This window comes from Neobacillus niacini (assembly GCF_031456445.1).
In the GTDB taxonomy this organism is placed as follows: domain Bacteria; phylum Bacillota; class Bacilli; order Bacillales; family Cytobacillaceae; genus Neobacillus; species Neobacillus niacini_I.
Map to the genome: position 1 here is coordinate 419,869 of NZ_JAVDUQ010000001.1, position 13,506 is coordinate 433,374.

At 38.9% G+C, this 13,506-nt stretch carries 13 protein-coding genes; 2 read left to right on the forward strand and 11 right to left on the reverse strand.

The features are described from left to right. Positions 1 to 32: 32 nt before the first annotated feature. Positions 33 to 1,952 (reverse strand): stage V sporulation protein D, encoded by a 1,920-nt coding sequence (locus tag J2Y67_RS02085; RefSeq protein ID WP_310169996.1) that lies wholly within the window; start codon positions 1,950 to 1,952, stop codon positions 33 to 35. Between the two features lie 718 nt (positions 1,953 to 2,670). Here J2Y67_RS02085 and J2Y67_RS02090 point away from each other — a divergent pair. After that, positions 2,671 to 2,826, forward strand: a complete 156-nt coding sequence (locus J2Y67_RS02090) for a hypothetical protein (protein WP_310169997.1) — start codon at positions 2,671 to 2,673, stop codon at positions 2,824 to 2,826. Between the two features lie 102 nt (positions 2,827 to 2,928). On the opposite strand, the gene J2Y67_RS02095 is transcribed toward J2Y67_RS02090, so the two are convergent. The 9 genes from J2Y67_RS02095 to J2Y67_RS02135 all read right to left on the reverse strand — a co-directional run bounded on the left by J2Y67_RS02095 (position 2,929) and on the right by J2Y67_RS02135 (position 11,993). Then, positions 2,929 to 5,136, reverse strand: a complete 2,208-nt coding sequence (locus tag J2Y67_RS02095) for a penicillin-binding protein (RefSeq protein ID WP_310169999.1) — start codon at positions 5,134 to 5,136, stop codon at positions 2,929 to 2,931. Beyond that, positions 5,133 to 5,489 (reverse strand): cell division protein FtsL, encoded by a 357-nt coding sequence (gene ftsL / locus J2Y67_RS02100; protein ID WP_310170002.1) that lies wholly within the window; start codon positions 5,487 to 5,489, stop codon positions 5,133 to 5,135. The genes J2Y67_RS02095 and ftsL overlap by 4 nt, the downstream gene beginning before the upstream one ends. A 22-nt stretch (positions 5,490 to 5,511) precedes the next feature. Continuing rightward, entirely contained in the window at positions 5,512 to 6,444 is a 933-nt protein-coding gene (gene rsmH, locus J2Y67_RS02105) for a 16S rRNA (cytosine(1402)-N(4))-methyltransferase RsmH (protein ID WP_310170007.1), read from the reverse strand. Positions 6,445 to 6,506: 62 nt separating this feature from the next. Then, positions 6,507 to 6,938, reverse strand: coding sequence for a division/cell wall cluster transcriptional repressor MraZ (mraZ, locus tag J2Y67_RS02110; RefSeq protein WP_310170009.1), 432 nt, complete (start codon positions 6,936 to 6,938; stop codon positions 6,507 to 6,509). 146 nt (positions 6,939 to 7,084) lie between these two features. Then, entirely contained in the window at positions 7,085 to 8,719 is a 1,635-nt protein-coding gene (gene bshC, locus J2Y67_RS02115) for a bacillithiol biosynthesis cysteine-adding enzyme BshC (RefSeq protein WP_310170011.1), read from the reverse strand. A 108-nt stretch (positions 8,720 to 8,827) separates the two neighbouring features. Next, positions 8,828 to 9,223, reverse strand: coding sequence for a DUF3397 domain-containing protein (locus J2Y67_RS02120; protein ID WP_310170013.1), 396 nt, complete (start codon positions 9,221 to 9,223; stop codon positions 8,828 to 8,830). Next, positions 9,223 to 10,122, reverse strand: a complete 900-nt coding sequence (locus J2Y67_RS02125) for a 2-dehydropantoate 2-reductase (protein ID WP_310170015.1) — start codon at positions 10,120 to 10,122, stop codon at positions 9,223 to 9,225. The genes J2Y67_RS02120 and J2Y67_RS02125 overlap by 1 nt, the downstream gene beginning before the upstream one ends. A 96-nt stretch (positions 10,123 to 10,218) precedes the next feature. Next, positions 10,219 to 11,760 carry an acyl-CoA carboxylase subunit beta gene (locus J2Y67_RS02130; protein ID WP_310170020.1) on the reverse strand — a complete coding sequence of 514 codons (1,542 nt, stop codon included), beginning with the start codon at positions 11,758 to 11,760 and terminating at the stop codon, positions 10,219 to 10,221. Between the two features lie 20 nt (positions 11,761 to 11,780). Next, complete coding sequence (locus tag J2Y67_RS02135) at positions 11,781 to 11,993, reverse strand: acetyl-CoA carboxylase biotin carboxyl carrier protein subunit (RefSeq protein ID WP_310170023.1); 213 nt, start codon at positions 11,991 to 11,993, stop codon at positions 11,781 to 11,783. 320 nt (positions 11,994 to 12,313) lie between these two features. Here J2Y67_RS02135 and J2Y67_RS02140 point away from each other — a divergent pair, with 320 nt between their 5' ends. After that, positions 12,314 to 12,787, forward strand: coding sequence for an N-acetyltransferase (locus J2Y67_RS02140; protein WP_310170025.1), 474 nt, complete (start codon positions 12,314 to 12,316; stop codon positions 12,785 to 12,787). Positions 12,788 to 12,813: 26 nt separating this feature from the next. Here the strand turns inward: J2Y67_RS02140 and J2Y67_RS02145 are convergent, their stop codons facing one another. Continuing rightward, positions 12,814 to 13,434 carry an RsfA family transcriptional regulator gene (locus J2Y67_RS02145; RefSeq protein WP_310170028.1) on the reverse strand — a complete coding sequence of 207 codons (621 nt, stop codon included), beginning with the start codon at positions 13,432 to 13,434 and terminating at the stop codon, positions 12,814 to 12,816. Positions 13,435 to 13,506 lie beyond the last annotated feature (72 nt).

A 13,506-nucleotide genomic window follows, 5' to 3' on the forward strand; every position in this document is an offset into this window, starting at 1 on the left:
TATTCCAGCCGCCTACCCCATTACTTTTAAATCTATTCACCATTACCAAAATAAAGTCTAATTTTCGAACCCTCTTTTAATTTTGTTCCAGGGGCAGGAGATTGCCTTACCACCACATCCCCTTCACCGCTTGCATCAATCTTCAAATTAATCATCTGCTCGCCAATTTCATTTTTTGTCATTCCAACCAAATCAGGCAGTTTGATGACGGGGACATCATCCCAAGCCTTTTTCTTTTCGATTTGGTTTTTACGAGGCTCAACGCCCATGGCACGCAGACTATCCTTCATGATATTTCCAACAATTGGCGCCGTTACCTGACCACCGAATTGAACAACTCCCTTGGGATTATCAACGGCCACATAAACAACAAGCTGCGGGTCATCCGCCGGTGCAAACCCAATAAAGGAAACAATATGGTTATTTTCTAGATAACGTCCATTTTGTGCTTTTTGCGCTGTCCCTGTTTTACCGCCAATTCGATAAGAGTCGACAAACGCCTTACCGCCAGTCCCTTGAGCAACAACACTTTCAAGTGCATTACGAACCTTTTTAGACGTTGCCTCGGAAATCACTCTTCGTTTTGCTTCAGGTGTATTTCTCATGATCACTTCATTTGTTAATGGATCATCAATCTCTTTTGCAATATACGGCTTATAAAGTATTCCTCCGTTTATAGCTGCCGCAACCGCTGTGACTTGCTGAATTGGTGTAACCGAGACCCCCTGGCCAAATGCGGTGGTCGCTAATTCAACCGGACCGACCCGATTCAAATTAAATAAAATCCCTGTTCCTTCTCCTTGTAAATCAATTCCCGTCTTTTGTCCAAATCCGAAATCCTTTATATATTTAAATAATGTATCTTTACCTAAGCGCTCTCCTAATTCCACAAACCCTGGGTTACATGAATTTTGTACAACCTGTAAAAATGTTTCACTGCCGTGTCCGCCGCGTTTCCAGCATCTAAGTCTCGCACCGGCAACGGTAACAAATCCAGGGTCATGAAAGTGATCCTTCTCCAAATTCACTTTTCCTTCTTCCAATGCGGCAGCAAGGGTAATAATCTTGAAGGTAGATCCAGGCTCATAGGTTGACCATACAGGCAGATTCCGGTTATAAACTTCCTGTGAAACATTTCTAAAATTAGCCGGATCAAATGTAGGCCTGCTGGACATTCCTAAGATTTCGCCATTATTAGGATTCATGGCGATGGCAATAATTCCGTCCGGATTATATTTTGCCTCGGCAATATCTAACTCCCTCTCCATAATGGTTTGGATTTTCGTATCGATCGTTAATTTTAAATCGAGTCCATTCTTCGGCGGTTCATAATCATCCGGCATGTCGTTCATCCTTTTGCCTTTTGCGTTTGCATAAAATTTTACAGCTCCCCGCTCCCCACTTAGTTCCTTATCATAATACTTCTCAAGCCCCATCAAGCCCTGGTTGTCCACTCCGGCAAAGCCAAGAACATGGGAAAGATAGCTTCCATATGGATAATGGCGTTTAGAATCTTCGCCAATATAGATTCCATCAAGACCTAATGCCCTTATTTCTTTCGCCTTTTCATGGGAAATTTTCCTTCCCTCTTTGACTCTGACAATCGATTGTCCCTGGGTAATTTCCTTATAGGCCTTTTCCTTTGTTATATTTAACACGGAGGCAAGTTTTTCAGCTGTTTCCGCCGGGTTTTTAATCTGCCTTGGAACAACCCAAACAGTTGGGGCACTGATATTTGTTGCTAAAGGGACCCCATTTCGATCGACAATTTCCCCGCGCTCAGGCTCAAAGGGAATATTTCGGCTCCACGAATCTTTGGCTTTTCCGGTCAACATATCGCCAAGAACGAACTGTACATACCCCAGCCGGACATCAATAATTAAAAAGACAAGTATTCCAACGAAAAGTGCAATCATTAACCGTTTACGGACAGTTACATTTGAAACACGCATACTTGAACGAGCCTCCTCTTTAGTGGTCGTTCCATTTATATGCTTGTACAATTGTGATTAGACCGTTAAGAAAAAAGAAAACTCACCTTTAAAAAGGTGAGTCAGGTAGTCAAAAAACTTTCGATATCTTTTTATTTCATTCACTTTCTTTAACAATTCACCGCACTAATTAATGTAAAGTCTTTTCAATTGGTGTATTCAAGTGTGGGAACAGCCCACCACTCTCCTAATATAATCGCTCAAAAAGTAAAATAAAAGTCGTAACACGACAAACCACTTTTCTTTTCCCTTTTAACGGGAATACCAACTCGTTCGGGCAATGAAACCACTTTTCTTTTCCCTTTTAACGGGCATATCAGCTTGTTCGGGCAATGAAACCACTTTTCTTTTTCCTTTTAACGGGTATATCAGCTTGTTCGGGCAATGAAACTACTTTTCTTTTCCCTTTTAACAGGCATATCAGATTGTTCGGGCAATGAAACCACTTTTCTTTTCCCTTTTAACAGGCATATCAGCTTGTTCGGGCAATGAAACCACTTTTCTTTTCCCTTTTAACAGGCATATCAGCTTGTTCGGGCAATGAAACCACTTTTCTTTTCCCTTTTAACGGGCATATCAGATCGTTCGGGCAATGCCTGCCAAAATATAAAAAAATTGCAACACACTTAGCTAGATTGGAAATAGTGTGTTGCAATGCTTTAAGTTGATTTGCTCCCTGTTGATTGGAGCAGAGGGTGCGAAGACTCCTGCGGGAGTACGGGGCAGGGGAGACCCCGCAGGAGCGAAGCAACGAGGAGGCTCCCCGGCACGCCCGCGGAAAGCGAAGCACCCGGAGCGGAAATCAACAGGCCAGTTAGCAGGTACAAATATTTAATTAAAAAGTGGTAGTTTAGATTCAGACATAATAAAAAATTGCAGAGAAAAATACCCTTTCTCGACAATCTGAAAACTCGCCTTTATAAAAGGCGAGTTTTCTTTAATCGCTAATATTTTGGTCAGAATTTTTTTCTTGACTTGTATCCTCCATGTTATTGGATAGCTGCTCAGGAGATTGCAATTGTACAATTAAATTATCTCCCTTTTTTAATGGAGTTCCAGGACTAATATTCTGTTTTACTACATATCCGCTGCCTGCAACGTTATACTTCAAATCAACTAATTTTGCAAGCTGCATAACATCACGAAGTGACCAGCCAGTCATATCAGGAGCAATCAGTTTTCCCTTCGTTCCTAATAAAACCTTTTCTCCTTCGAGAATGGTGGTTCCAGCCTTTGGAAGCTGGGTGGTCACATCCGGTCCTTTTCCAAGTACAATTGGATTAAATCCTTGAGCTTTTAATTTTTTCACGGTTTCCGTTACCGAATTTCCGGATAAATCTCCAAGTTTGACAGAGGTGGATTTCTCCACTTTAGATGGGCGGATATTTAAGTATTGTAAACTATTTTTCATCACCGGTTTAAATATTTCCGAAACAGGACGAGAGCCATATTCATAATTGTCAATTTGTGGCTGTTGCACAGCAACATAAACGATTAATTTCGGATCATTTTTTGGCGCCATTCCTAAAAATGAAAAAATATAATTCTGCGATCCTGTTAAATAGCCTGCTCCATTAGGGTTGGGAATATTGGCAGTCCCTGTTTTACCGGCAACACTATAGCCATCAATCTTGTATCGCCCACCTGTTCCATTTTTTGAAGTAACAACCGTTTCAAGATAATTACGAACAGTTTTGGCTGTTTCAGCGGTTATTGGTGTGGAAACCACTTCAGGTTTTGTCTGTTTAATCGTCTTTCCAGTATCATGATTGACAATTTTATCCATCACATATGGCTTCATCATTTTCCCGTCATTGGCAACAGCTGTAGCTGCTTGAATTAGCTCAATTGGTGTAACAGCAGTCCCTTGACCAAACGCTGTTGTCACTTTTTCGATTGGGAAATTAAACATAATTTTCCCCGATGCTTCATTCGGAAGATCAATTCCGGTAGGACGGTCAAAGCCAAATTTACTTAGATATTCCCTGAACTTTTCAAACCCTAATTTCTCGCTGGCAATTTTGGCGAAGGCGACATTCGATGAACGCTGCAGACCTTCCAAATAAGAAATGGTCCCCCAGCCAGAATAATTATGGTCATGAATCGCCGGTGACCTTGGTGATACTTGATAAGATCCCGATTTATATAATTCATTCGGGTTAAAAACCCCTTCATTCACCGCTGCGGCAAGCGTGAATATCTTCATCGTAGAACCGGGCTCATAGGAAGTTTCAATGGCCTCATTATGCCAACTGTCCGTAATCCCTTCCTTTGTTTTCGGATCAAAAGTTGGCCGCTGCCCCATCGCTAAAATTTCACCTGTTTTCGGATCCGCGACAATCGCAATAATTTTTTTCGGATTATATTTCTTTACCACCTTATTCATCGCATCTTCTAAAAACGTTTGGATTTTCTGATCGATGGTTAAATAAACATCATCCCCATCCTTTGCAGGGGTGATGTTTTCCTTTTTATCCGGAAGAATATAGCCCCATAAGTCACTTTCATAATTTATTTTTCCATTTGTGCCCGTTAAATAGTCATTTAGGGATTTCTCAATTCCCATTTGTCCTACTATTTTATTATCTTTTTTTTCATCAGGGTCAGCATATCCTACTAAATGTGAGGCAAATACCCCGTTTGGATAGAAACGCTTCATTTGCGGGATAAAGGTAATCCCCGGAAGCTTTAAAGCCTCAATTTTTCTTTTCGTTTCAATCGATATATCTTTTCCGGCCGAGCCAAATTGAACCTCAAACAATTTTTTGGTTAGTCTACTATAAATCTCAGACTCATCCATATCAATATATTTTGCCAATTCTTCTGCAGTTTTACGCGGATCCTTAACATGCATTGGATGCTTCGGGTCCGTCGTCATCTTTTTACTTAAAATGGCAAGGAGTGTGTATGAAGCTGTGTCTTCTGCGACAACTTCTCCCTTTCGATCATAAATAATCCCTCTGGATGCTTCAAGGGTTCCTACCCTCGTATATTTTTTCTGTGCCTTTGCTGCAAGCGGCTGCCCAGCAGCTTCACCCGATATTTCAATTGAAAAATAGCGGTAAAGTAATATAAAAAAGAGCAGGCCGAATAGTACAAATAAAATGGCTGCTCCAACATTCATATAGGGCTGTTTCTTAATCATTTCTGCACAACCTTGACGTTATTTTCGTTTAAAACGAGTCCCATTTCCTTTGCTTTTTCATAAATACGTTCATACGTACTAAGTTCGCTAACTTGTACTTTTAAGTCATTATTAACCTTCTTTTGTTTTTCAATCGAGGATTCAGTTTCCTGGATCCCTTTGTTCACCTTCCAAATTTGTGCCTGATTAGAGATGATGTGGGTTGCGCCAAAACAAACCATTCCGGCAAATGCTATACCGAGGACCTTCTCCCCGGGTGTAAGCCAGGATTTTTTAATTTTTACTTTTGGTTTTCCTTGAATCGTTTCTGTTACTTGTTGCTGCTCTTGATATCTCCTGGCAAGATTACTCAAACTTTTCCCCTCCAGCTATTTTTTATATTTTTTCCGCGATACGAAGCTTCGCAGATCGGGCACGATTGTTTTGTTCGAGTTCTTCTTCAGATGGAAGAATAGGTTTTCGAGAGATTAATTTTAACGTTGGTTTGTACTGTTCTGGAATTATTGGTAAACCATGGGGCAAATCAGGGGCTTCACTTGCCTTTTTAAATGCCGCCTTACAAATTCGGTCCTCTAACGAGTGGAAGGTAATCACACTGATTCTTCCTCCCGGATTTAAAATTTCCATAGCTTGGGTTAAGGATTGTTCAAAAACGGATAGTTCGTCGTTTACTGCAATCCTTATCGCCTGAAAAATTCGCTTGGCTGGATGACCGCCTTTTCTTCGGGCAGGTGCAGGGATTGCGTCCTTTATTAATTCAACCAATTCCGCTGTTGTTTCAATTGGTCTGGTTTCTCGTGCTGCCTCAATTTTCCTTGCAATTTGCTTAGAAAATTTCTCTTCACCATAGCGAAAAAAGATTCTGACTAAATCTTCATATGCCCAATGATTAACGACATCATAGGCCGAAGTGCGTGCTTCCTGATCCATTCTCATATCTAATGGGGCATCATGATGATAGCTGAATCCTCTTTCCGGTGTATCTAACTGTGGGGAGGATACCCCTAAATCATAAAGAACACCATCAACTTTCCTTATTCCTAAGGCTTCAAGCTCCTCTTTTAAATATAAAAAGTTACTTTTAATAATCGTCAATTTTTCAAGATTTGACACTAACTTCTTTTTGGCATTCGCAATGGCAATTTCATCCTGATCGAAGGCAAATAATTTTCCCTGTGCCCCCAACTTTGAAAGAATGAGTGAGCTATGTCCTGCTCCGCCTAACGTACAATCAACATAAATACCATCCGGTTTAATATTTAAACCTTCCACTGCTTCGTTTAATAACACTGTTGTATGTTCAAACATTTTCCAATTCTCCTTATCGAATCAAACGATATATAATAAGTTATGTTTATATAACTTTTCCATTATATATCAAAGCCAATCATATTTTCTGCAATCTCGGCAAAAGATTCTTCAGACTGTACAAAATAGTCTTCCCAAATCTGCTTGCTCCAGATTTCAATTCGATTGGAAACCCCGAGGACGACACATTCTTTTTCTAATTTTGCATATTGAAGCAATGGGGCAGGAATATTAATCCTTCCTTGCTTGTCCAACTCACTTTCTGTTGCTCCAGAGAAGAAAAATCGAGTAAAAGCACGGGCATCTTTTTTCGTCAGTGGTAAACCTTTAAGTTTTTCTTCTAACACTTTCCACTCTGTTAATGGGTATCCAAACAAACATTGATCCAAACCCCTCGTAATAATAAACATTTCACCAAGATCATCTCGGAATTTGGAGGGCACGATAATACGGCCTTTGTTATCAATGCTGTGATGGTATTCCCCCATGAACATACCCGTAACCCCCACTTTCTATATAAAATGTACCACATCCCCCCACTTTCCTCCACTTATTTTTACTATTCGTTTTAAAGATTTAAAATCCCTTTAAAACTTGTAATTTTTTTCAAAAAAAAGAAACTTCACAAAACGGGAAGTTTCTACATTTTAATTATTTTATGCCGTCCATCAAACTCAAAGCTTAAGTCCATAACCTCATTAATTAGATGGAGTCCATACTGATTTAAATAATAAAACACATTCCAAGTTCTCTCTTGCGGGAACCCGTCAGGTCTTAACGAAAGATCCACTCGGCCATATTTTCTTAGGATGACATCATGTTTTAATTTCACCGAATCGTTTAATTTCTTTTGCATGAATTCCATTTCTTCTACGAGCTTACTCTCATTTTTCTTTAATAATGGCAGCAGTCCTTTATCAAGCAGGGCAGTCTTTGCCTCGATAAGACGGTATTGTGAAGTCAGTTGTTCCTTAGCAGTTAAAAAAAGTTCCTCCACTTCTTTATCTTTTATTGAGTCAAGAAACAACTCTTTGTCTTTAGTTGTCCCCTTGGTTAAAACGGCAGACAAGGTTAAATTTAGTTCATTAAGGTCCGTTTCAACAGAGCGGTCAAGAAAGGTAATATTTAGCCTAGGCACAATCGGGGGCATTTTCATATTAAAAAATTCAAAAACAAGCTTTAATTCTGCCCAATAAGAGATCTCCCCAGGACCGGCAATAAAAGCAAGGGTTGGAAAAAGTAATTCCTGCATTAAGGGTCTAGTTACCACATTATTGCTTAACCTGCCGGGATCTTTCGCTGCAATCTCCACTAATTCTTCTTTCGTAAGGGAAATGACACCACTTTTTCCCACAAATCGGTCTGTTTCATGATTGTATTCGAGAAGAATTCGTTCATTCATTCTTTCATCATAATAGAATAGATTTGCAGCCCGTTCATTTGCTTCGATTGTAATCGGATAACCCTTTTGGCTAATCTCATCCTGCTGTTTTAATAAAGAATAGGTAATAGAGTTATGATGAATAATTTGTTCAGTCAAGAATTCCCTTTGAATCTGACGGAAAAGCCGGTCACCTGAATCGACAATTAACAAACCGTAATCTTTAAATAATTCCATTACAATGTTTGCAAAAAAGTCTACAAAGGTACTGGATTTACTTACTTGCTCTTCCGCAAATGCAATAAGCTGATTGGTATGATTGGTTTCACCAAAGTTTTCAATCACATTTTTCACCCATGCAAGACATATGTCTTTATCCAAGTGAATATCAGAAACCATTTTCTTTTGGAAAACTCTCTCTGGATAAATCCATTTATCCATTCGGTTTTCGACCGGAACAAAAACGTGATTTACTTCTTGAAAATCATGATCCTCACCGGCAATCCAAAATACAGGAATAACAGGTACACCCAGCTGTCTTTCTTTTTGCTGAGATAATTTAATGATGGAAATTACTTTATGTATCGAGTAAAGCGGTCCCGTTAGTATTCCAGCCTGCTGCCCGCCAATGACAACCACACTTTCAGGATTTATGAGCTTTTCAAGTGAATTCTCCACAGCTTTCGAAGAAGGATATTTCTTCATAAACTCTTTAATATACTCCGTTAGTTCTTCGCGGGGAAAGCTTCGATTTTTCAACTCCGTTAATCGATCCTGGTCATCGGATATTTGGTTATAACGATAGTGGAAAAACGATTGTATATCGGCAGCCTGCTCCAGATAATTCGAAGCAAAGCGGTTTACAGCCGGTAAAGAGAGATTTAAAATCTCCATTTATGTACATCCTTTCTAATCAACCATATTCATTCCTTAAGAGTATAGCATTAACACCAGTTTTTCAAAAAAAATTTTGCTTATAAAAATTCTTGAAAACTTAATTTTTTATGAAAAAAAGGTAAACGTCAATGCTCGATGAATCAATCCATAAAATGTAAGTGCAAGATAAGTAAGGAAAAAGAGGATAAAATTAAATCTCCAAAACCCTTTCAACACTTTTCCGAAAAGAATCTCACCTTTTATTTTCCAATGAACCACCGCAAAGACCATTGCAATGAGAATCATTACTACTATAATTAACCAGAAAAGCGATTTTCCCCATATCGTTATGATTAAAAAATGAACAGCAATAATAAAAAAAATTGTTGTATAATCCAATGCCCTTTGAACACATTTCCGGTTATTCTTGGTGATCATTCTAAAAAAAATATACGCTGCAACAAATCCTAATGGCGGTAAAACGAAAAGGACTGATAAAATCGTTGAAAATATAGTAATCATTACAAATCACCTTTTCCAAGCTCTTTACCCTTTAGAAGGAGATAAAGGCATTCAATCAATGGGGCCTTTTTGAACTCCGCTTTTGCCTTTTCCAATAAGAAGCCTAAAATGGCATCCACTTCCGTTTTTCGATTTGCTTCAATATCCTTCAGCATCGAAGACCGATTCTCCGCTGTTTTATTACATATGTCGATTATTTTCTCCAAATGGTAATCAGGGTTTTCTATATTTAATAGAATGGAGATTTCATTAAATAATTGAACAACAGTTTGAAAATAAAATTCATTTTTAATTAAATCACCATTTTTTACCCCGATGATGGCTGTCAATGGATTAATAACCGAATTGACAATTAATTTATTCACCAGCATCTTGTAATAGTCTTCGTTCATCACGATTGGAAATTCACTGGGCAGGGTCTCTATTAGTTCCGTTAACACGCATGCATCGCCGCGATAGACGGCAATATTTGTTACCCCCTCCCCATTATGACTGACGGTAAAAACATTTTCTCTTAGCGCTCCATGTTCAACCGTTCCCACAAAAATTTGCGAATGACGGATACTTTCCAGCTGCTTTAAATGCCCCATTCCATTTTGTAAAAATAAAAGTTTTTTTGGAGTGTCAGATAATCTATTTATTTTTGTAATAATCTCCTCCAGTTGATAGGCTTTCACCGTAATAATGGTAAGATCCTCCGATCCTTCCCATTCACTTAAGGGCAAAGCTTTTACCAATGCTTGAGTCTTTATGGTTTTCTTTTTTAAAATGATTCCGTTTTTTACAATTTCCTTTGCTTGTTCTTCTGTACGGGTATATAGAGAAACTTTAAAAACACGACTCAAATAGGAGGCAAATAATAAGCCAATCGAACCAGCACCAATAATCCCAATTTTCAAGAATATCCCTCATTTTTTCACTTTTCTATTATTTTATCAAAAGGTTTTTCACATGGTAAGAAAAATCCCTTTTCCGATAGCGAAAAGGGATTTTTCTTAGACTGGATAAACCGGATGTTTACGAACGCTAAATGTTAATTCTTTGGTCTCGTAATAAGCAAAACGATGAATTAATACATCCCGCAATTCCTTTGGGGCGACGATTTCGTCGACAATTAACTCGGAGGCAAGCTTATAAATATCGATACTTTCTTTATATTCCTTGTGTTTTTCTTGCACAAAAGCGATTTTTTCCTTTGGATTGGCAATTTCGTTTATTTTATTTGAATAAACAGCATTTACAGCTGCTTCCGGACCCATTACAGCAATTTGTGCTGTTGGTAAAGCGATACAGCAGTCTGGCTCAAAGGCAGGACCAGCCATTGCATAAAGTCCGGCACCATATGCTTTTCTCACAATGACCGAAATTTTAGGGACAGTTGCCGAGCTCATTGCTGCAATTAATTTAGCACCGTGCCGTATAATTCCGGCACGCTCAACCTTTGTTCCAATCATGAAGCCTGGAACATCCGCAAGAAACAATAATGGAATATGGAAGGCATCACATAGTTGAATGAATTTCGCCGCTTTATCAGCGGAATCAACAAACAGGACGCCGCCTTTTACCTTTGGCTGATTGGCGATAATTCCAACTGCCCTGCCGTCGATTCGCGCCAGACCCGTGATAAGCTCTGAAGCAAACAGTTTTTTAATCTCATAAAAACTTGCCTCATCCACTAAGCGGTCAATGCACTCGTACATATTAAAGGGGGCATTTTGATTTTCAGGTATAATGGCTTCTAGTTCGCGGCCATCCTTAGGTGCTGCTCCAGAAGTCAGCTTTGTTTTTTCTTTAAAGCTTGCCGGAAAATACCCGATATATTTTTTAGCTGATTCAATTGCTTCTTCTTCACTATAGGCAAGAACATCTCCACAGCCGCTTACTGAACAATGCATTCGGGCACCGCCCATTTCTTCCAGGCTTACTTTTTCACCGATTACCTTTTCCGCCATCCGCGGTGATCCAAGATACATAGAAGCATTTTGATCCACCATAATGACGATATCGCAAAATGCCGGTATGTAGGCCCCGCCTGCCGCTGAAGGTCCAAAAAGAACACAGACTTGTGGAATCATACCGGAAAGCTTTACTTGATTATGAAAAATTCTTCCGGCACCGCGCCGATTTGGAAACATCTCTAGCTGGTCGGTGATTCTTGCACCTGCAGAGTCAACTAGATAAAATAATGGAACTTTTAATTTTTCGGCGGTTTCTTGAATGCGAATGATTTTTTCAACCGTACGGGCTCCCCATGAACCAGCTTTAACCGTTGAGTCATTTGCCATGACACAAACCGTCTGTCCGTTTATCTTTCCAATCGCGCAAACTACACCATCAGCGGGTAGATCTCCCGCTTGAAAATTTGCAAATTTTCCGTCCTCTTCATATTTTCCTTTATCGAACAATAACCGAAGACGGTCACGTACAAACAGTTTGTTTTGTTCTTTTAGCTTCTCGTGGTATCTTGTCTGCCCGCCAGCCTCAATTTTTTTTCGACTTTCAATCAGATGTTCATTCAATTTATTGATTGTTGCCATTGTTCTCCCCCTAATCAGTGCTATTCGATTACAAGCAAAACATCGCCTTCATTAACAAAATCACCGATACTCACTTTACACTCTCTGACAATCCCTTCTGTCGTACTTTCAATCGGGATCTCCATTTTCATTGATTCGAGCATGAATACCTCCTGCCCCAATTTCACGCTATTACCATTTGAAACAAATATATTTAAAACCGTACCGGCCATAGAAGCGGTAATTTCTCTCATGTTCAGTCACTCCTTAGATTACTAATTGTTTTTTATTAGGAAATTGGATGTAAAGAAACCTTTCTGGAAGTCGTTTTATATTGATTCCTTCTAAAACCCATATTTCCTTCATAGTATAGGTTTCTAGATATTTACGAAATTTCCTGCAAACTTCGAAAACGCTTTCTAAAGTTTTAATGGAGGAAATTTTTCTAATTTTGTTATATAATAATGGTAGTTCGATTTGAATAATTCAAAAATTATTTTACTTCCATGTTATTCATTATTACTTGAACGGATACGGATGATGTTCTAATCATTTCTTTAAAGGGGGTTCTTTTATGGGATCAAAAGTTGAAAAATTAAAAGTCAATTTTAAAACACTTGAAGAATTCAAAAAGTTTAAGCAATATGGGATTCAAGAGTTATCTATGCTAGAAGACTTAGAAGCAAATATAGTGGAAGATTATAACGAATCACCATTTTATGGTATTTATTATGGAGACAAACTAGTAGCAAGAATGAGTTTATACCAAATTGACGCGAAATTCGACCGCTATTTCTATCCACCACAGAATTATTTAGAGCTTTGGAAGCTTGAAGTATTGCCTGACTATCAAGGAAAAGGATACGGCAAACAGCTTGTAGAATTTGCAAAAAGCTTTGGTCTTCCTATTAAAACAAATCCTAGAGTCCATTCAAGTGAATTTTGGGATAAAATGGATTTTGATGCTGTTGAGTATGATATGGAACGCGACCGCGGCGAAAATCCGCGCGTATGGTATCCAGAAGGTGTCGAGGCTCAGCATCATTAAGAAAAGCGGACATTAATGTCCGCTTTTTATTTTTCAACTCTTTCAAGGTTCCCGTTTTTGTCCATTTGGAATTTTACCTTTTGCTGACGGTCTTCCTCCTGTAAGACAACCATTTTTCTAGCTCTCTCCATAATTTCAATTAAGGATCGATAATCTTCCTCTATTGCTTTTAGATTTTTACTAAGTTTTTCGTTTTCCGTTGCCAGATAGAAGATTTTCTTTTCTAATTCTTTTATTTTTTCAGCTGACTTTTCCCGGTCCTCTTCAATGGTGGAGCTAACCTCAGCTTTTCTATGAAGACCCTCTAAAAAGTGGATAACGGTTTGAAAACTTACGGATTCACCATTGGATTTGGATGAAACGGCCTCCACCACAACCTCTTCATTATTTATTTCTTCTTCCACTTGAGACGTTTGCTTTTTCAATTCTTTTCTTTGCTTCTTGGCAAGTTCAATCCCCGATTTGTATTGTTTCCTTACAAAAGAGTTCCAACGGAAACCACAGGCTGCTGAAGTTCTTGACAGCTGTTTGCCAACTTCCTCAAAAGCCTGCAGTTGCGTCCCTCCCTCACGGATATGTCTTAAGACAACTTCGGCAAGTAACAAATCTTCATCTTGTGACCATGCATCCTGGCGAGTTGGCGACATAACAGAATCCCTCCTAGTGTTTTTACTCATACATATGCATCTACTAGAAAAGATAGACTGAAACAACACCTG